Genomic DNA, 20,723 nt, shown 5'->3' with positions numbered 1-20,723 from the left:
GAACTTTCAATTATTCTATTCCTTTAACTGGTGGATGTAATACTCCTGCTGTTAACGCAACAGGTACTATCACTGTAAATCCCAATAATACAGTAGCCCCTGCTTCTTCTACTCCTACTCTTTGTATCAACACAGGGTTGACGCAGATCACACATGCCACCACGGGGGCAACAGGTATTGGTGCGCCAACTAATTTGCCTGCTGGTGTTACTGCAACTTTTGTTTCTGGACAGATTAGAATCAATGGTACGCCTACAACTTCGGGAACTTTCAATTATTCTATTCCTTTGACTGGTGGATGTAATACTCCTGCTGTTAACGCAACAGGTACTATCACTGTAAATCCCTTAGCAACCGTAGGACCTACTTCAGTAGCCTATCCAAATGTTTGTATTAGTAGCCCAATCCTTACCCCATTTACTCAAACCACTTCAGGTGTTACAGGGATAGATCAATCGGGTGTCGCAGGAGTTAATGGATTACCTCCTGGTATTTCTGCTTCATTCTCAGGAAACACAATCACTTTCTCTGGAACTGCTACAACTCCTGGACTTTATACTTACAGCATACCATTAACTGGAACTTGTATCAATGGCTTAACCGCCACAGGGACGATCGATGTGACCCCAAATTACCAAATAACATCTGTATCCTCTGTATCAGCTACTAGTGCTGGTGGAACCGCAACTGTAACGGTTAATGCCGATCCACTTTTAGTCACAAATGGGACATATCAAGTTCAATATCAAATAGCTCAAGGTGTAGGTGCTTTCGGCCCGATTACTACATCTAGTAACTTCATAGTAAACAATGGCAAAGGCAGTTTTGGCATAAGCCCTATCAATAGTCTTACTGCTACTTATACCGTTCAAATTGTAAGTATTCGAAAAATAACAGATGCATGTTGGGTTGATTTATCAGCTTCTCCTCCAACCACTTATTTCGGAGCATGCGCAGCAGTTTTTACTACAAACACAACATTCTATGTCCCACCTAATATTTATAGTATCACCATTCAGGTATATGGCGGAGGTGGCGGTGGAGAAAATGGAGCTAATAAAAAAGGCGGAGGTGGCGGTGGCTATTCTATTAGAACTATTTCAGTTACTCCGGGTGAAGCAATCGCAGTATTTGTAGGGGCTGGAGGAAATAGGGATGGAAATGGAGGAGATTCTTATGTTACAAGAGACTCCAACATTGCAGATCAAATTGGAAACAGTTTATTATATGCAAGAGGCGGCATATCTGGAGCAGGAACTGCAGATGGAGGAATAACAGATACAAGATACACTGGAGGTTCAGCTGGAATAAAGGGAAGTGGTATTAATGGAGGCAACGGAGGAGGTCCATTAGGGTCAACTATAGGAAAAGGTGGAAATTCAAACAATGCGGGTAATAATGGACAAATAAGAATCTCCTATTCTTGCCCTGATGCTAATAAAACTGATTGTATTGAATTTGTAGATGATGGAGCCACTAGTGGAACCACGATTATTAGGTTTATATGTAGTGGAATTTGGAATGCTCCAGAAGGGTTAACCAATTTTTCTGTCTTGGTTGGCGGAGCAGGGGGTGGTGGTGGATTAGGAGACGGTGGCGGAGGAGGTGGAGCAGGCTCCTTAGTAACTCAGTCATATTCTATTACCAATCCTTACGGCATGCCAGCAGGGTCAAATTATCCAATTACCATAGGGGCAGGAGGACTAGGATCAACAAACATTAATTCAAAAGGAGGTAATGGCAGCTCCTCAACCTTTACTGGCTCAGTAAATGGAAGTACTGTTACCGTGACAGCTGTAGGAGGTGGAGGAGGAGCATCTGCATCTACTGGTAATTATGTCGGAAACGTGGGAGCGGCAGGTGGAGGTGGTGCTGCAAAAAGTGGTACCGGAAACAGAGGAGATGGAGGTTCTCCTAACTCTTCAGGAAGTATAGGAGGGACGGTTTATCCAGGCAGAGCTGGAGGAAATGGCGAAAACAATCAATCAACCGCTATTGCAGGAGGAGGTGGTGGTGGAATAAATCCGGACCCAGCATTGGCCATAGGTCAAAATGGAAAGGCAGCGGGAAAAGGTCAAGGAGAAGGTGGAAATGGAGGGCAAGGTGCTTCCTTAAACTTTGGAGGAGCGATAATAAATTATGGCGCAGGCGGAGGAGGTATAGGAGCTCTATTCAATGGTACCGATAAAATTGGATTAGGAGGTCTTGCTGGGGGACAAAAAATTGGGGGTGATGGGAACTTAACTACTACAGTAAACGGAGGTGTAGGATACCCAGGTGTACCTTACTCCGGTTCAGGTGGTGGAGCAGGATATAACGGGGGTGGAAGTGGAGGAAGTGGAGTAGTATATATTTCTTTCTTTAACTTCCGTATCCTCGAAGTCGAATACCTCTACTTCAATGCTGAATTTAACCCTGAAAACCGAAGTGGAGAACTCACTTGGGCTACTTCCCAAGAATGGGAAAATGACCATTTTGAGATAGAACGAGCTACAAATGGAGATTTGACCTCTTGGACTAAAATTGGAGAAGTAAAAGGACAAGGATATAAAGAAACCCCTACCGAATACAACTTCGAGGATACAGAACTTCCAGCAACGGGTGGCAATATTTTCTACCGATTGAAGCAAATCGATGCGGATGGCTCGTTTAGCTATAGCGTTACTCGTTCGATTCAGGTAAAAGGACTCAAAGGCCAGTCCTCTTGGATAGTCTATCCTAACCCAAGCAGCCCAGGGAATTACGTGACCCTAGATCTTTTGGACAGAAGCAGCTACAGAGACGAGCAAATTTTGGTTAGAATTGCTAATGTAACGGGTGCTTTTGATTCCTATTCTGTGCGAACAATTGAAGATGTTAGTACAACGGTTAACAACTACTTAGAAAAAGCATCCCCAGGAATTCATATCGTACAGCTAATTTGGGGTGAGCATAGTGAGCAACTCAAAATAATCAGGAGGTAAAACTCTTCCCAGATAAATCAGAAAACCCCATATGGAAATATTCCATATGGGGTTTTTGGTTTTGAGGTAAACTAAGATAGTTAGTTCAAGTCAATTCAAATTTTGTAAGCCTTTTGACTTGTAAGATAATTTTGAGGTTTCAAGATCCCGTTCCTGGTTTGAAAATTATGCTTCAAACCTAGATATTTCAAAGATAGATTAGGGTATTAATTACAAGCGAGGAACACTAACTGAAACTGATCGCTGCGACTAGTTAATACTCTTCCTCTTCCCTCCTCCTCGGTTCTTTTGGCTGACCAAGACCTATAGCGCCTTTTAACCCACTAAAGGTTGCGCGCCACCAACCTCCAAAAATAAACTTAGACTTATCTCTCTCAAAGTACACTCGGGAAGTTACTCGGCGATTAAAAAATTTTCGAGGATTACTGCTTTTAGTAAAAATATTTGCCATGAAAGTCATTATTCCAAGCTTACCAGTTCCGCGTTCCAAGGTTAATGAATCCAAAAACTGAAGCTTTAGATCCTCATATCTAAAGTTCATTTCACCTCTGGCGACATCATCATCCATTCTGAAATTCCACTTCCCGTCAGTCACTTGCCCATCTACCACTTTTATAAATACATTATTTGCAAGCATGGTATTTAGAAGTGAAAGATCAAATTCACCCATTTCTACGTCAACATCCATAGGATAAGGCGCATCAAAAAACATAGTTGCATTTAGCTTAACATCTCCATCTCCCATTAATTCGCTCGTGACCGAAAGCATACTGGATTTCAGTGGAAATTCCTCGCTACTCTTTCGCATCGCAAAAGGTGCTATAGAACCATTAACCTCCTCAAACTGAATAGAGCCTGGGAGCATAGCTTTTGGGGCAAACTCCTGATAGCGTATCAGTCCATTATTCACAAGCACAGAATCAAGCGCTAAATCAAATGGAGCATTTTGCATTAATTCTTGAGGCATAGGTTTACTCACACCTTCTTTGAGCGGTATTCTCTTATCTCTAAAAATATCAAGCTCTAGACCATTAATTCTTAACGCATGGGCTTTGAGATTTTTATTAATGAAATAAGTATCAAAATCTATGTCTTCCAGCCTGATCTCTTGGACAAAAGCATCTATCGCATTATCCTGATACCCTTTTCTGCGTAAAAAATCATAGCGCCCAAAGGCAGGCTGGAAATAAACACTATCTATGACGATGGTATTATCCAAGTACCTAATTTTTCCAATGCTCAATTTATTCATACTATCGTTTGTATAAACTTGATAGTTCGATAGGGAAAGGCTCAAGTCCTTTTCCAGCAGAAACTGAGGACTCAGCTCAGCATTATTATTCATCAGGTCAAAGTTCAACTCCTTTAGGCCAAAATTAACTTTATGGAAAGCCATTTTTGGGATCTGTCCAGTCTCTTTATTGTGAATAATAATATCTCCATTATTGACTAATATATCCTGAAGCAATACCGACTCAATTAGTCCAGTGCTTTTAGAGCTAGGGCTATCAGACGATTTTCTTGACTTAGGGGCTTTAGGTGCAGTATCTAAGTACAGATCGATCTTAGGATTTAATAATCTAAGCTGAGCCAGATCAAAAATCCCTGTTGATTGAATATCTCTGATGGTATTATTCCTCACCCCCAACTCATCTATCTTGGCAGATAAAATCGGTGAACCTGGGTTACCGTAAGTATTGCGCGGAATAATTTCAAAATTTGAAAAAACAGTCTCATCAGCTGTATTATCAACATAGAGATTAGAAAACCGAATGGTATGAATACTATCCGGTAAGGCGTAAGAAAAATCATTCAGATTGAGGCTGATCTCGTCAAACAAGCCTGCAATATCTTCCCTCGCATTTGCAGCAGAATCAAGGATCAAGCCTTTGATGCCTATATCAAAATCGGTTTGTATGGATTCAAAATCATTTTCCCCAACTCTGTAATTCAGACTTAATTTAGAATTCGTTGCCTCTATTGCTCCGATAGAAACCAGTTCAATAGATTTTGGAAGCGTTTTTTCAGCGACTGAACCAGCAACTTTTCCAGCATCCTCGTTTTGATAATCCCGGTTAATCTCCAGATTTATCGTACTCCCATCTACAGCAAGTTTTTCGAGCTGCAACTCATTTTCGAATAAAAAAGACTCAATATCTACCCCTTCAAAAGAAACACTGGGAAGATTTAAAGACAAGGCAATCTTACTATTTATAGAGCTACTTGGACTTAGGGTCAGGTTTTCAATCTCTATGGTTTTGGAGCGAGAATTAAATCGAAGTCCGTCGGTATCCACCTCATAATTTCCTCCAGCTACGCTGAAGTCATATTTCCTTAATTTCAAATCAATCTCATCTGAAAAAAAAGTTCTCCCTTGGTTTTTGGACATGCCTCTTTCTAAGTGAAACCCTTTAAGGCTCAATGAAAGGCTATCTTCGCTCAAAGCTAAGTTTTTCTTTCCTGCAAAATTTCTGTACTGAACTTGGCCATCACTGAAACTGATGGAGTCAATCTGTATCAAAGAAAAATAAGAAGTCAATAATTCCTCTATTTCATCAGAAGATTCTACCAAGGTAGATGTGGTGTTTGCGTCTACTTTGTTCTTTCTGAATTTCGTGAAACTAGCCACTGGTGAGGGAATGAAAATTTGATTGATTATCAACTTCTCATCCATATAGGCAGACATCAAATCTATTCCCTCCACCCGAAATTCTGGGACTGAAATATCCAGAATAACAGACTTGCCATAAGTATCTAGTATAGCCTGTGCTGAATCTGGGTTTTCTGGCCTTAGGGTAAAATTATTTACCACTACACGTGAATTCTTACTATCTATCAAAACTCTATCTGCCAAAAACTCATGGAGATTATCCCGCAATTTCAATCTGTACTTATCCAGACTTAATACCATTTCGTCAGCTAGGAATTGATTTCTGACATCGCTGTCAAGATCCAGATTGGGTTGTAAAAAGACGTTCTCGAGCAATAAGCTGAATTTCTCAAAACCTATATCATCACTTCGGACGCCCTTTTCATTTTTAAACTGAACTTCCCCATCCCTCAGATCCATTGTTCCGATGGCAAGCTCATTCATGTATCCTTTTAGAAGCTCTTTTACTGGTACACTTTCAGAGTTCTGTTTACTTTGCCTAAGTTCAGTGATTTCCACCTTTGGAGACTGAATAAGCATTTCCTCGATATTAAAAACACCCTCGTTATACAAACCCTTCAGGTTGGCTTGCGTGAGTGCAAGTTTAGGAAGCGAAATACGCATGATATGGTTAGCAAGGCCACTTTTCAAAGCATCTTCCCTAGGCTCTATTCGAATATTTTCTACGACAATCTCATCCTTAAACGAAGAAACACTCACCCTGTCCCCATAGATCACATGCACATCATCTGACAGGTACAAGTCAGCATTTCCTATGTCCATAGCAGCATCCTCCCCATAGAAAAATTGATTAGATTTTCTGGATTCATCAGCTCCCAAATAAAAATTAATCATCTTGAAATCAAGCTTTTGAATATCAATCCGATTTTTCAATGTATCTGCCAGACTATAGGTAGTGAACTTTCCATTGTTCACGGATAACTCCTGAACCTCAAAGGATTTTAGAATTCCCTGAATCAACTCATTTAGATCTCCACCTGCAGTACTATCCTTTTCACTGATGACATTTTGCTCAACTTTAAAATGAGGATCATTTAAGACAATTTCATCGATTATGACATTTGAGGACATAAAAGCCTCATTCAAATCAACATTCCCTACCCTTAACTCACTTAAATAAACGTCATAATAGGATTTACTTTGAATGCTCCTATCCGGACTAAGCTGAAAGCCATTTATTAGAATCCTATTATCAAGAGAGCTGATGTACACATTTTCAGACTGAATAAAATGCACACCGTCCGGAAGGGGAAAGTTTACATTGTCCAAGTCAAATTCAAAACCTCTAGCATTAAAGGGAGTCGTCCACTCCTCCTCGGTTGCCCAGTTAATATCTCTTACGACTAGCCTGGTATTCTCTGCTTTTAATGAATTTTGACTAAGAAAATTTAAAAAGAATAAATCCGCATGATCAATTTCAAGTTCGCTGATGTAAACGCCCGTGAAATTGATCTTATCAATTATCTTCTTCAACTCATCTTCAAGTGCTTTTACAGGAGATCCTTTTTTCTGATCATTTCGAACCTCTTCCTCGCTGCCGGATTGACTTTTGGGAGGCAAGTCCATACTAATGTTAGGGTTGTCAAACTCCACTTTACCAACATACAAAATGCCTTCAGAAAAGCTAAACCATAGTTTTTTAAGAGCTAATTCATCTAAAGTCAAATCAAATAAAGCTTGATTCTGTCCTGGCTTACGCTCTCCTATAGGTTTCATTACTATGCCATCCATGAAGATCCCACGCCGTAACAACGAAAACCTAACTCGGTTAAAATCAACCAAATAAACACCTTTAGCAATTTCATTGATTTCACGCCTAGCCCAGTTGGAAAGCACTAGGTTGGATCCAAAATACACGATGAACTCGAGAAAAAGTACAGCCAAAAAAGTAAACATAACCCACCTCAATATTTTCTTTCGAAAAGGGTGCTTCGAATGCTTGCCTGTTTGCTCTTCTGTCATTCAGTTGGTTTTTTGTCTAAATTAGACATTTAAGACAAATTTAAACGAAAAAAGCAGCACATGGGTGCTGCTTTATATGCTGTAGGAGAAGGATTCGAACCTCCACGGAGAAGTTAGGCAATAGTCCGGTTGAATTACGCTTTTTCCATTCCCGATAGCTATCGGGATCTCCACCCCCGAGACAGGAGGGCTTGTCTGCCAGTTTCAACATCCTACAATGATGAATGTTACGCTTAACTGGCCTTTTGCCAATCGATTTGATTTTTATTAATCAAAATTTTATAGGTCTGAAAGCAATAGTTGTATAGCCACTGATTAGTAATCAAACACGCCATCTTTTATTTCGCTAGGCCAAAATTAGAAATATGATTGGTTTATTACAATTATGATAACATATAATTTATTTTTTTATAGAAACAGAATATTATCAGGCATTCTATTACATTATCAATAAACAAATAGGAAATATAAGCCCGGCAATTAATGATTTAATAATGAAGGTATAAAGCTACATCAGCCAAATCTTATTGGGATTTTTATAATTATCACAAAATCATAGTCAGTAGAAACAAGACATAAAAAAAACCATGAAACAAAATTTCATGGTTTTAGTCAATTAACAATAAACCCAAAATAACCTGCTGTAGGAGAAGGATTCGAACCTCCACGGAGTAGTTAGGCAAATTTACGAGCTCGCTAAATGCTTTATCCTATGACCTCCACCCCCGAGACAGGAGGGCTTGTCTGCCAATTTCAACATCCTACAGTGTAGTTTAATTTCAATGTATTCTGAGTGCTTTGAGAGTAAACCGTTTGTTTTTCCCTCTTTGTATGATTCAAATATAGAAGGTCGGTTTATTTTTTGCAAATAATTCAAAAATAAAACTGAATATTTACAGTATTTTTAATAAAATCACTTGTAAAATGCTATATCATCAAAAATAGGTAAATAATCAGAGCTCAAATTGACTATTTTTCAACGAAACCCATCAATATTGCCAATATAGCTCCTAAACAGGGTTTTTATTGCCGAATTCATAGCATTATAGATTAAATATTGATTATTCTTTAACGGAACACCCTATTCAAAGTTCACGTAATTTTCCCACTTAGCTAAAGCTGACTGAAAATCATCAGGCAAGGGAGCTTCGAAATAGAGTTTTTCGTTAGTCACAGGATGTATGAATCCGAGTGACTTTGCATGTAGCGCTTGGCGCGGTAGCAGCTCGAAAGCATTTTGCACAAAAGTTTTATACTTAGAAAATTGGGTTCCCTTGCGGATTTTATCTCCTCCATACATGGCATCATTGAAAAGCGGATGTCCCAAGAATTTCATATGTGCACGGATCTGATGGGTACGTCCTGTCTCCAGGTTACACTGGATCAGTGACACATACCTCAATCGCTGTAGAACTTTCCAGTGGGTCACGGCATGCTTGCCCTGACTTCCATCTGGATACACATCCATGACCTTGCGGTTTTTGGCACTTCGCCCTACATGACCAGTGATAGTCCCACTATCCTCTTCCGGCTCTCCCCACACCAACGCCAAATACGTCCGCTCAATTGTATGGTGAAAAAATTGCTTGGCAAGATGTGTCATCACTTCTTCAGCTTTCGCTATTACAAGCAATCCAGAAGTATCCTTATCTATCCTGTGCACCAGACCAGGTCGGCCTTCATTGCCTTTCATTTCTGGCAGATGCTGAAAATGATGCACCAGCCCATTTACTAGTGTTCCTGACCAGTTACCATGAGCAGGATGCACGACCATCCCCGCAGGCTTGTTCACCACGAGCAAGTACTGGTCTTCATACACAAAATCCAACGGGATATCCTCAGGCACAACTTCCGTGTCGCGGGGAGGTTTGCCCATCAGCACGCGAATATCATCCAGCGGTTTTACCTTGTAACTTCCCTTGATAGATTCCCCATTTACCTGAATAGCCCCAGCGTCTATGGCTTGCTGTATCTTATTTCGGGTAGCAAAAGCTATTTTGCCTGTCAAAAATTTATCGATCCTGATTGGAGTCTGGCCTTTGTCGATTACAAACTTAAAATGTTCGTAAAGCTCTAATTCCTCCTCATCAAAATCTTCCTCTGGGTGCATGCTCATGCTGCAAAAATAGGATTATCAGGCTTAACTTTGACACCTTAGCAAAAAAGCAGCGCAAATGCTCCTCCCCAATCCAATTCCTACACAATTCATTTCACATTCTTTTTTGGAGGAAAAGGGAATAGAATTGGCAATCAAGCGCTTGGATTTAGTCAATCCAATGGTTTCGGGAAACAAATTTTTCAAACTCAAACACAACCTGGAACAATCGAAATCACAAGGTAAATCAACTATTTTGACTTTTGGAGGCGCTTTTTCCAATCATATTTATGCCACTGCCGAGGCGGCAAAAGCTGAAGGCCTTGAATCAATTGGAATCATACGTGGAGAAAGATCTGAACCTTTGAACGCCACGCTTGCACATGCTGAAAAGCTTGGAATGCACCTTCACTTTATTGACAGAACTGCCTACAGAAATAAAACTGATCCTGAGTTTCTAGCTGATCTAAAAGCTAGGTTTGGTGATTTCTACCTCATTCCAGAAGGAGGAACCAATGAACTTGCCATCAAAGGCACCCAGGAAATCTTAGACTTAGACGATCAGCAATTCTCCCATATTTGCTCTTCCATAGGAACTGGGGGCACTTTCGCAGGACTTTTTGCTTCCCTTGATTCAAACCAAAAGTTACTTGGTTTTTCTTCTCTGAAAGGTGAGTTCATACATCAAGAAATTGCTGGACTACTCGAAAAACATGAGCTAAAGAGCCAAGGCTCCTACGAGATTTTCACTAATTACCACTCCGGTGGCTATGCCAAATACAAACAAGAGTTAATTGATTTTATCTGGTGGTTTTATGAACAATTTGAGATAGTACTTGATCCAATTTATACTGGGAAAATGGCATTTGGAATCTGGGACTTAATCAAAAAAGGCTACTTCCCCAAAGGCTCAAAAATTCTGATGATTCACTCAGGAGGACTGCAGGGAAATATGGGTTTTACCGAAAGGACTAGGATAAAACTACCTACTCTTTCAGTGTAAAAAAATCCTCCGATTCCTGGGGATGAATCAGTAAAACATTGGCTAAGGTTAATCGAACCAAGGTTTTGGAAGCTAAAAATTTTGGAAGCTTTGCAAGCTTGGCAAATTCCTTCAAGGTGATTTTATCCGTCTCTCCTAACGCTTTCATCAGGATTTCTTCTTTATTTCCATAGGTAAAGACCATATCACGAGGATTTTTACCTCTTCTCAAAATCTCCCAAACTTCCCTACTCGCCTGCACCGAGCGGTCTGCTACTCGTATGAAAGCTTGTTTCCGGTCTTTATCTTTCAGATAATGAGGACGATTTGGACTTACAGGAACCTTGAAAACTGCAATACCCTTTTTCTCATTCAGCTTCAAAGAAGACAGTTCATAGGCTAATGTTGGAAAAATCAACTCCTTAATCGCCTTTTCCATCACAAAAATCTCTTCTTCAATATATCGCTGCCCACATACCGTCCCATCATCATCCACACCAATCAATAAATCTCCTCCAGCAGTATTTGCAAAGGCAATTAACTCACGGACAATCTTCTCCGGATAGGTCGCTTTCTTCTTAAATTCTATTCTCAGCCCCTCGCCTTTGGCAGCAAGCAACTTCACCTCTTGAAGCGTCATTTTTACTAATTTTTGGCTCTTTCAAGCCTATTTCTTTACTCCACGATTCAATTGTTCCAATCTGGATTTCTGGGATTGCCACTCATCCCGAAGTCGAGCAGCTTCCATGAAGTTCAATTCCTTGGCAGCTTTCTCCATTAATTTCTGAGTCTGTATGATCAGTTTTTCCAACTTGTCTTTGCTTAAATATTGTACCACCGGATCAGCTGCCATACTTTCTTCACCCGGCATTGGTTCGGCGTAGAACTTGGCATTTTTCTTGGAATCGGCCACCTTTGTCTGTCCCATGATTTTATCGTGCGATTTCAAAATGGTTGTAGGCGTAATACTGTGCTTCTCGTTGTATTCTATTTGTAAAGCTCTTCTACGCTTGGTTTCATCGATCGCTAGCTGCATGGAATCAGTGATTTTATCCGCATACATAATCACGCGTCCTTCTGAATTTCGCGCAGCGCGACCAATCGTCTGTACCAAACTACGCTCATTTCTAAGGAATCCTTCCTTATCGGCATCCAAGATCGCCACCAAAGAAACCTCCGGTAAATCCAGCCCTTCTCTAAGCAGATTCACCCCGACAAGCACGTCGAAAATCCCTAATCTCAGCTCCCGCAAAATCTCCACCCGATCAAGTGTTTTTACTTCAGAGTGAATGTAACGTGACTTTACCCCGGCTCTTTCGAGGAATTTCTGAAGCTCTTCAGCCATTCGTTTGGTTAGCGTAGTCACCAAAGTTCTTGCACCGGTCTTAATCGTTTGATCGATCTCCTCCAGCAAATCATCGATTTGATTCTGACTTGGCCTCACTTCGATGGTAGGATCCAAAAGCCCGGTAGGTCGTATGATTTGCTCTACTACTACCCCTTCGGTCAAGGACAATTCATAATCTGCAGGAGTCGCAGAGACGTAAACCACCTGATTAGTCAAATCCTGAAATTCCTCAAACTTCAAAGGACGATTATCCAAAGCAGAAGGAAGCCTAAAACCAAAATCTACCAAATTGATTTTTCTGGATCTATCCCCTCCCCACATAGCGCGTACTTGCGGCAATGTCACATGGCTTTCATCCACTACCATAAGAAAATCATCTGGGAAATAATCCAACAAACAGAACGGTCTAGCGCCTGGAGCTCTACGGTCAAAATACCTGGAATAATTTTCCACTCCTGAGCAATAGCCCAACTCACGCATCATTTCCAAATCAAATTCGGTTCGTTCCTGAAGTCTCTTAGCCTCCATGAATTTGCCCTCTTTTTCAAAGAAATTCACCTGATCCACCATGTCATATTGGATCTCATGAATAGCCGTCTGCAAGGTGTCTTTTCCTGTCACAAATAAGTTAGCAGGGAAAATCGAGATGATTTTCTCGTCATTGAGTTTCTTACCAGTAGCCGGATCAAACCGCTGAATCGCCTCAATTTCATCTCCCCAAAAGAAAATTCTATATCCCCAGTCGGCATAGGCAACAAAGATATCTACCGTATCTCCTTTCACCCTAAAAGTACCGTGAGTCAAGTCATGCTGCGTCCGGCTGTACAGAATATCCACCAACTTGAAGAGCAACTGATTTCTAGGAATACGATCACCTTCCTGAAGTTTGATGACATTTTTGCCAAATTCGTCTGGATTTCCTATACCATAGATGCACGACACAGAAGCCACCACGATTACATCTCTACGGCCTGTAAGTAAAGCTGATGATGCACTCAATCGAAGCTTCTCGATCTCCTCATTAATGGAAAGATCCTTTTCTATGTAGGTCCCTGAAGTTGGAATAAACGCTTCGGGCTGGTAATAATCGTAGTAGGAAATAAAATACTCAACAGCATTTTCAGGGAAAAACTGCTTGAACTCGCCGTAAAGCTGTGCTGCCAAGGTCTTGTTATGACTAAGCACCAGTGTTGGTTTCTGGGTTTGCTGGATTAGGTTAGCAACTGTAAAAGTTTTCCCCGAACCGGTTACACCTAATAGTACCTGGGCCTGATCGCCATTATTGACTCCAGCGGTTAGCTGTTCTATGGCCTTTGGCTGATCTCCCGTAGGTTGATAATCTGAGGTAAGTTTGAATTCCATAAGCTTCGTCCGAAAATACCCAACACCAATCCCCTATGCAATAGTTTAGAAAGGAAAGAATTTATGGAGTAAAGTACCAGGAATCATCTGGGTTCGACTTAGCTAAACTGACATGCTGTGTCACCTTTAGCAACTATAGACGAGAGTCTCGAAATCGAGAGGTCATACCACTCGTTTAAATTTCCCGATGTTATAATACAAATAGTTAGTTCTGAGAATCAGCACCAACAACAATGGAATCAGGCTTGGATGAAAAGACTGCCAACCCAAAATCCAAAACACCACTGCTGCATCTGCCATAATCAAAGCAAAAAGCAGGTACTTCGGCACCCAGGGTCTGATCGTTTTCTTGAATAAAACGAAAGCTAAAACCAGATGTCCCGGAAATGCCCAGAGAATATTCCAGTTATACTTGGTAGACTGAATTTCCGAACCTATCCACAGCAAGGATATGACTATTCCTATGATACCCAATATCCCAAAGAATGCGATGTCAAAACCTACAAATAGCTTTCTCTTCTTGAATCCAAAAAATGTGATTCCCGTAAAAATGATCGCCACTACCCAGAAAATCCAGTAGGGATTGATCGCTCCGAATGAACCTTCAGGTTTTTCAAAATTCAAGATAGTCCTGTTTTTCTCTACCAATGGCCGGGTAGGTCCATCGCCTTGGATCATCGCTCTAGAAAATGCTCCTTCCACATACTTAGGCAGAAACTGCTCCTCCAGCGGAGTAGCATCCCTATCCAGTCGGGAACCCAGTGCCAAATCAATTCCCAAATCCGACCAGCTCATATAATACACCATTTCGTCTATCAATTCCCGAAATGTCTTATCCACCGGCTCTCGCACTTCATCATCCCAGATCAGCTGCTCTCCTAGAACCGTACTGATCGCATCACGCACACGGGTAGCACAGTTATCAAAGAAAAAATCATAGCGATAAGCTCTATTCTCAGGCAAGTAATTCGTCTCGAGAAACCGAATCAGATCCAACTTCTGCTGCTCGTTCAGACTTAGAATCTGCTCTCTAACGCTACGGTTGAAGTAATCATACTCTGCAATAAAGCGATCGAAGGTGGAAACCGATAGGTAGTAATCCAGTCTGCCTCCGGCAAAATTCAATACGAAATTAGGCGCGCCAAAGTCAAACGTGCCGTAGTTATACACCACATCTCTACCCGTAGTCAGCTCGATGACCCGAATCCCGCTATGCCCAAAAGAACTGTAGATCATCTCTCCCGGGTCACAGGTCAGTAAGGAAATCTGATATTGCTGGGCTTGTATAGGAGCTAAAGCACTGACAATCAAGAAAAAAATAAAACTAATTATTGTTTTTTTAAAATTCATTTCACTAAATTAATAGACGCTTTTTCAGAATACTTTTTAAAATGAAAACACGGGGCAAAACGTTGGCCTGTAAGGCACTTTTTCAAAGCCGAATATACTTGATATTCTCGGCAGTAGCATTTCATTGTCTTTACAATAATGTCACACTCTGCCAAGAAACTGGGGCCTATCGCACAGTAGCTTCCGGAAATTTTGGAAATATTTCTATTTGGCAAGTTTATGACGGAACAGTATGGACTGCGGCTTCGAATAAGCCTAATCAGACAAATGATATTTATATTGATAGGTATACACAAGTGACATTAATCGGCAACGAGGAAGCAAAGAGTGTATTTATAAACGCACAAGATGCAGTAGTAAAATTAAATCTTAATGGATACAATTTAGATATTTACGGAACCCTTCAGGGCTTTTCTGGAAATGCGCCGGGAGCTCCAGATGGAGCCCATAACAGTTCTAACTGGATTGGGAATTCCATAACAAGCACATTAACTTTCAAAGGAAGTTCAAGAGCTATTATTTTGGATGGAGCTTGGTCTGGAAACGCTCAAAACAGTAACTATACTGTGATTTTCGACCCTGGACCAGGTGTTCAATTGTCAATTGAAGAACCCTTTAAAGCAGTTAGATTCATCATCAAATCAGGAGAAGTTATTCAGAACCTGACAAATCTTGGTGCTTGCTCAACATTTTCATTTAACATAAATCCAATTTATGGATCTGGAGTTTTTGGAGATTTTATAGTAGAAAATGGAAGTAGTTTAATATCTAGATGCAATACCAATATTGTCTTTAGATCTGCAACAAGAAGTGCCAACCTTTTCGATCTTCAGCCGGGAGCTAAATTGATATTGGAGGGTAGCTCGCCACAGATAGAAGCCGCCAATTTCCAAATAAATGGGAAAGTAATCTTCAGAGCAGGAATAACTCAAAAATTACTGCCTACATCTACCTTTTCAGATGCTGGTACAATTACTTCATTCCATGACCTGGAGTTACAAGGAACTAGAAACCTGCTCTTACCCTCTGCATTAAATTTAACTGGTGATATGCTAAAATCAGGCACAGGTCAATTTTTAATGAATACCACTCATCTCACATTTGAAGGAACATATGATCAATCTATTTCGAATTTCTCACTCAATCCACAAGATCTAACTGTAAACAAGCCCTCAGGTAAAGTCATTCTAGATCAAAACCTTTCTGTCTTAAGAAATCTCACAATGCTCAGTGGCCAGTTGGATTTCCAAAACAACTCGCTCACTATTAATAGCTCAAATTCAGGAGTGTTCGATTATCAAGGTGGCTCTTGGGAAAACTTGTCTTCTTTCACCTACTCAAATTCCCCAACAACTTTAACTGCTTCAAATGGAACGTTCCCATTTGGAGATCGGTATCATGGTGGTATCCGGAAGGTGCAATTACTTGGTACAAATGCGGGAGGAAATCTTACTGTGGATTACACTGAATACCGAGGAGCAGATTTCAACCCCAGCTTTAATGATCTAGATGGCACTCCAATTCTTTATCGGCTTTTTAGTTATTTCCAGTTTTCAGGCCTTAATGCCTCTTCTAATCCACTTGAGTTGCGGGTTTCTGCAATGAATTTAATTGTAGATCAGCCAGAAGATCTTCGCTTGGTATGTACAGGGTATGCCGCTCCAGGAACCCATGTCGAAAGCAGCGATGCAATTAACCTTTGGGCCATTAGAAACTTGACTTTTGATGATTTACCAGGTAAAAACTTCACTGTTGGAAGCTTTCGAACTTTAAGTATTCTTCCAGTCACCTGGCTTTCCCTTATTGCCACTAACCATATAACCTCAAAAGAAATTAGCTGGACTGTAGCAAGTGAAACAGACAATGAAAAGTTTGAAATCTATAGTTCCGACAGGTCTTTGAAGGAGTGGAAAAAAATAGGAGAAGTTTTGAGTCATGGTAATTCTGACCTTCCAGCTTATTATTCCTTTATAGATACAGTAACTTCAAAATCAACCTCAACTTACTATCAAATCAAGGTTTTAGACCTTTCAGGCCAATCGTCTTGGAGTAAAGTTGTACGGTTAGAAAACAACCCGACCATATCCCCTGATCAAATCTCAATTTTTCCAAATCCTCATTCCATTGGAAAAATCAGAGTAAATCTTCCTGAAACCTTCCTTTCTCAAGAGACAAAAGTTATCGTTTACACCAGTCAAGGCAGTTTGCTCTCCTCTTTCAGTTATAATGAATTCGATATTTCCGAACATCTGGAAGTATTGAAACCGGGTCTATACCTTATTACTTTTTCAAATACTGTGACAACTCTTCAAATCAGATGGATCAAAAGATAGTCAAATTTAGATTGTAGCCTGGTCATTTACTACAATCGGTATCCTAACAGCCTGAGACTGATTACTGGGACTGCAAACTACAGGCCCTATTTTCACCAACAATCTCCACCTGTAAAACCCAAATCCACCAATGTTTTTTATCTTAGTCGGCTAAACCCAACCTATTCCTATGACCATTCTTCTTGTATTGCTCAGCATTGCCATTCTCGTGCTGCTGATCGTATGGGCAAAGCTCAATCCTTTTTTAGCATTTCTGATTGCTTCCATTTCTGCAGGATTTCTACTCGGCCTTCCCGCAGATCAGATTGCCGGATCTGTACAGCGCGGTATGGGTGGCCTATTGGGCGACTTGGTCATAGTCATCGTGATGGGCGCTATGCTGGGTAAGCTGGTCGCAGAATCCGGCGCAGCTCAGCGTATTGCCGGTTTTCTGATGAAGATCTTCGGACAAAAGCACATCACCTGGGCCATGTCTATCACAGGTTTGGTCGTGGGAATCCCTTTGTTCTACAATGTTGGCTTTGTGCTCCTAGTCCCTCTGGCTTTTACCGTAGCCTATCAATACAAAATCTCCGCGGTGTATGTGGGTATCCCACTTTTGGCAGCACTGTCTGTTACCCATGGTTTTTTACCTCCACATCCGTCACCAGCAGCCCTAGTTGCACAGTTTGATGCCAACATGGGCTTGACACTATTCTATGGCTTTGCGATAGCCATTCCAACCATTGCGCTGGCAGGGCCTATTTTCGCTAGAACGCTCAAAAATATGGAAGCTAAACCGTTAAAGACTTTTCAGGCAGAAACAAAGCCTGAGTCTGAGCTGCCTTCCACATCAAACAGTTTTTTCACAGCTTTGCTTCCTGTAGTTCTTCTGGTAGGAACCACGGCTTTGAATCTAAATATTTCCTCAGACAGCAGCTTGGCTCCTGTGATTGCTTTTGTGGCAGATCCAGGAATCGTCATGTTAATTTCAGTGCTGATTGCTACGTTTACGCTCGGTCTGAGACGTGATTTCTCCATGAAACAAATCATGGAACTCTATACGGTAGCCACCAAAGACATCGCTATGATTCTGTTGATCGTGGCTGGTGCAGGGGCTTTGAAACAAATATTCACAGATACCGGAGTGAGTATGGTGATTGCTGAAGGGCTACAAAGCTGGGATATTCACCCATTGATTTTGGCTTGGATCATTACTGCTATCATTAGAGTTTGTGTAGGTTCAGCGACTGTGGCTGGGCTGACTACAGCCGGGATAATTGCTCCGCTGGTAACAACCATGAATGTGGACCCTAATCTATTGGTACTTTCCATTGGTGCAGGTAGTTTGATGTTCTCGCATTTCAACGATGCTGGGTTTTGGATGTACAAAGAGTTTTTCAATGTAAGCATCAAAGACACCATCAAATCCTGGTCAGTGATGGAAACGATTGTAGCAGTCTCAGGCTTAATTGGAGTTCTTATACTTGACATTTTCATATAAAAATCAAATATTATATTCCTATGGAAACTCCAGAAAGCAACTTCAATAAGCTTGGTCTCACGCTACCTCCAGCCCCAAAACCATTGGGTGTTTACAAACCATGCCTGATAGATGGCAAATACCTCTATCTCTCAGGTCACGGAACTGTTCAAGAAGATGGCAGTTTGATCGTTGGAAGAATAGGGCAAGATTTGGATATTGAAGCTGGGAAACTCGCTGCCAGACAAGTAGGACTGGCGATGCTGTCCACCATCAAAGCCAACTTAGGCTCTCTCAATAGAGTGAAGCGGGTGATAAAAGTTCTAGGAATGGTAAACTGCGAATCCTCGTTTGAGCGACACCCCTACGTAGTCAATGGCTGCAGCGAGCTATTCATGCAGGTTTGGGGGGAGGAAAATGGTGTAGGAGTAAGATCTGCTGCAGGAATGGGTTCTCTACCAGGAAATATTCCAGTGGAAGTAGAAGCCATGTTTGAGCTACACGAAGGTGCTTAGAAATAATAAATTAAGTGGTCTGTGGGAATAAGACCACGGTAACATCTTTTAGAATTACGATGCGAAAATTTATGTCCTTTATTACTTTGTGGTAAAAGATTACACCACAAAGCAACAAAGGGAACAAGAGACAAATGAGATATTGCTGAAACAGTGGAATGTGGAAGACACTTAACACTACAGGAAAAATTAAGGCTCCACAAGTGCCTTGTACGATTCAAATACGCTCATCACATCCTTGACATAATTTACTGCCAGATGCCCTTTGGCAAAGCCACTCTTGACAATAGGATCCCGGTAATAATCGGGATCACTTTTTAACTCCAAAAACTCTGAGACTGAAGACCAAGACTGGGTGTTTTTTCCATACTTCAACGTCAATCTCCAAGCATCTTCCACATGGCCATGGCCTATATTATAGGACGCTAACACGAATTTCAAGCGCTCCGAGGTATCAGGGACTCTTTCCATCCAAAACTTATCCAAGTATCTCAAGTAGCGAACTCCACCCATAAGCGACTGCGCTGGATCATTTGGATTATCCACTCCGAATCTTTCTAACGTCACTGGCATGAGTTGCAGCAACCCTCTGGCACCAGCGTAGGATGTCGCAACAGTATCGAATCTAGACTCTTTGTAAACCAAAGAAGCCAGCAAACGCCAATCCCATCCTAACTGCTCAGCACCATCTTTGATAATCTCATCGTAAACAGAAATCTGGTTCCCTGCTAAAGAGGAGAATGGACTATTGCTTCTGAAATAACTATTCTTAGAATTCAGGAAGTATTTGGCGTATAAATCTGGAATAAATCTTTTTTGCTTATCCTCCAACCAATTATTCAGCGAAGTAAGAAGTTTTGGAGCGTTTTCCCTCACTACCCAAGACACATCTCCTTCCTTCTGCACTTTCCATGAAATATCCAAACTTCCGTAATAAGTGGCATTGGCTTGAGCAATATTTTGATCAGCAATAGTCCATTTGATTTCACCTTCAGCCACTTTATCGATGAGCGTCTCTTCGTGATCTGGAGTAGGAATTATGGTATAATTTAATTGTAGCGAATCCTTCAAATTGCACAGTTGGGTTTTGTAAACTGCTCCTTCACGTACATAAATAGTATCAGAATCAAGTTGATCCCAAGCAGTGATTTTACCGGAATTCTCATTGCCCACCAGCACTGTGTTCATTTTACCGAGTGGAAGTGAAAAGGAAGTCTTTTCAGATCGTTCCATGCTTTTTTCGAGGTTCATAGCGATTATATCCACTTTCCCCTCCTGCAAATAATCGAAGGCACGATCAATATCTGAAACCAAAACTAGGTGTAACTGAACATTCAAACGCTTTGCGAGGTCACGAAGAAGCTCATATTCATAGCCCATTCTACGGCCTCGGTAGATATAATACCCCGTTGAGTTATTATCAACTGCTGCGCGGATAAAACCTCTATTTTGAATACCCGGAAGGTCAAGTACGTAGGCATCTTCCTTAGAAATAGACCCAAAATGCTTCTCAATAAAAGTGCATTGCACACCGAAGAGGAGAAGTACTGCTATGGAGGAAAATAGAATTATCGCTTTTTTCATTCATTAGAGTCGTAAGACTCTGGATGTTACACGCATGCCCATTTGGCAAATGCTATGCCAATTGAAAAAGTAAGCATTCGTACTAAAAAGCAGGAA

At 41.0% G+C, this 20,723-nt stretch carries 11 protein-coding genes; 5 read left to right on the top strand and 6 right to left on the bottom strand.

Annotation, left to right across the window (positions count from 1 at the left end):
- The coding region (locus LV83_RS21455) for a glycine-rich domain-containing protein (RefSeq protein WP_394335808.1) at positions 1 to 2,963 on the top strand (2,963 nt) is incomplete at its 5' end.
- A 253-nt stretch (positions 2,964 to 3,216) separates the two neighbouring features.
- Here LV83_RS21455 and LV83_RS20570 read toward each other — a convergent pair.
- Together LV83_RS20570 and LV83_RS20565 are read right to left on the bottom strand one after the other, a co-directional pair.
- On the bottom strand, positions 3,217 to 7,596 hold the full coding sequence (locus tag LV83_RS20570; protein WP_111613452.1) for an AsmA family protein: 4,380 nt from the start codon (positions 7,594 to 7,596) through the stop codon (positions 3,217 to 3,219).
- A 1,081-nt stretch (positions 7,597 to 8,677) separates the two neighbouring features.
- The gene (locus LV83_RS20565; RefSeq protein ID WP_111613451.1) at positions 8,678 to 9,712 is read right to left on the bottom strand and encodes an RluA family pseudouridine synthase; all 1,035 of its coding nucleotides are present in this window, start codon (positions 9,710 to 9,712) and stop codon (positions 8,678 to 8,680) included.
- 58 nt (positions 9,713 to 9,770) lie between these two features.
- Between LV83_RS20565 and LV83_RS20560 the strand changes: the two genes are divergently transcribed.
- Positions 9,771 to 10,694: a 1-aminocyclopropane-1-carboxylate deaminase/D-cysteine desulfhydrase gene (locus LV83_RS20560; protein WP_111613450.1), complete on the top strand. Its 924-nt coding sequence runs from the start codon at positions 9,771 to 9,773 to the stop codon at positions 10,692 to 10,694.
- On the opposite strand, the gene LV83_RS20555 is transcribed toward LV83_RS20560, so the two are convergent.
- From LV83_RS20555 to LV83_RS20545, 3 genes are all read right to left on the bottom strand, one after another.
- Entirely contained in the window at positions 10,678 to 11,313 is a 636-nt protein-coding gene (locus tag LV83_RS20555) for an AlbA family DNA-binding domain-containing protein (RefSeq protein ID WP_111613449.1), read from the bottom strand. The genes LV83_RS20560 and LV83_RS20555 overlap by 17 nt on opposite strands.
- A 27-nt stretch (positions 11,314 to 11,340) precedes the next feature.
- Positions 11,341 to 13,383 carry an excinuclease ABC subunit UvrB gene (uvrB, locus tag LV83_RS20550; protein WP_111613448.1) on the bottom strand — a complete coding sequence of 681 codons (2,043 nt, stop codon included), beginning with the start codon at positions 13,381 to 13,383 and terminating at the stop codon, positions 11,341 to 11,343.
- A 162-nt stretch (positions 13,384 to 13,545) separates the two neighbouring features.
- Entirely contained in the window at positions 13,546 to 14,733 is a 1,188-nt protein-coding gene (locus LV83_RS20545) for a lipoprotein N-acyltransferase Lnb domain-containing protein (protein WP_111613447.1), read from the bottom strand.
- Positions 14,734 to 14,774: 41 nt separating this feature from the next.
- Between LV83_RS20545 and LV83_RS20540 the strand changes: the two genes are divergently transcribed.
- The 3 genes from LV83_RS20540 to LV83_RS20530 all read left to right on the top strand — a co-directional run bounded on the left by LV83_RS20540 (position 14,775) and on the right by LV83_RS20530 (position 19,043).
- Positions 14,775 to 17,066 carry a T9SS type A sorting domain-containing protein gene (locus tag LV83_RS20540; RefSeq protein ID WP_111613446.1) on the top strand — a complete coding sequence of 764 codons (2,292 nt, stop codon included), beginning with the start codon at positions 14,775 to 14,777 and terminating at the stop codon, positions 17,064 to 17,066.
- A 169-nt stretch (positions 17,067 to 17,235) separates the two neighbouring features.
- Entirely contained in the window at positions 17,236 to 18,549 is a 1,314-nt protein-coding gene (locus LV83_RS20535) for a gluconate:H+ symporter (protein WP_111613445.1), read from the top strand.
- 20 nt (positions 18,550 to 18,569) lie between these two features.
- A complete protein-coding gene (locus LV83_RS20530) occupies positions 18,570 to 19,043 on the top strand; it encodes a RidA family protein (protein ID WP_111613444.1) in 474 nt (157 codons plus the stop codon).
- 189 nt (positions 19,044 to 19,232) lie between these two features.
- On the opposite strand, the gene LV83_RS20525 is transcribed toward LV83_RS20530, so the two are convergent.
- Positions 19,233 to 20,627, bottom strand: coding sequence for an MltF family protein (locus tag LV83_RS20525; RefSeq protein ID WP_111613443.1), 1,395 nt, complete (start codon positions 20,625 to 20,627; stop codon positions 19,233 to 19,235).
- Between the last annotated feature and the right edge of the window lie 96 nt (positions 20,628 to 20,723).

It is taken from the genome of Algoriphagus yeomjeoni (assembly GCF_003259505.1).
In the GTDB taxonomy this organism is placed as follows: Bacteria; Bacteroidota; Bacteroidia; order Cytophagales; family Cyclobacteriaceae; genus Algoriphagus; species Algoriphagus yeomjeoni.
The sequence above is the reverse complement of the archived record's forward strand: the minus strand, read 5'-3'. Positions and strand labels throughout refer to the sequence as shown.

Coding starts and splice junctions, on each gene's coding strand:
- LV83_RS20540 (WP_111613446.1), top strand. CDS start 14,775: ATGAAAACACGGGGCAAAACGTTGGCCTGTAAGGCACTTTTTCAAAGC.
- LV83_RS20530 (WP_111613444.1), top strand. CDS start 18,570: ATGGAAACTCCAGAAAGCAACTTCAATAAGCTTGGTCTCACGCTACCT.
- LV83_RS20555 (WP_111613449.1), bottom strand. CDS start 11,313: ATGACGCTTCAAGAGGTGAAGTTGCTTGCTGCCAAAGGCGAGGGGCTG.
- LV83_RS20525 (WP_111613443.1), bottom strand. CDS start 20,627: ATGAAAAAAGCGATAATTCTATTTTCCTCCATAGCAGTACTTCTCCTC.
- LV83_RS20570 (WP_111613452.1), bottom strand. CDS start 7,596: ATGACAGAAGAGCAAACAGGCAAGCATTCGAAGCACCCTTTTCGAAAG.
- uvrB (WP_111613448.1), bottom strand. CDS start 13,383: ATGGAATTCAAACTTACCTCAGATTATCAACCTACGGGAGATCAGCCA.
- LV83_RS20560 (WP_111613450.1), top strand. CDS start 9,771: ATGCTCCTCCCCAATCCAATTCCTACACAATTCATTTCACATTCTTTT.
- LV83_RS20545 (WP_111613447.1), bottom strand. CDS start 14,733: ATGAATTTTAAAAAAACAATAATTAGTTTTATTTTTTTCTTGATTGTC.
- LV83_RS20565 (WP_111613451.1), bottom strand. CDS start 9,712: ATGAGCATGCACCCAGAGGAAGATTTTGATGAGGAGGAATTAGAGCTT.
- LV83_RS20535 (WP_111613445.1), top strand. CDS start 17,236: ATGACCATTCTTCTTGTATTGCTCAGCATTGCCATTCTCGTGCTGCTG.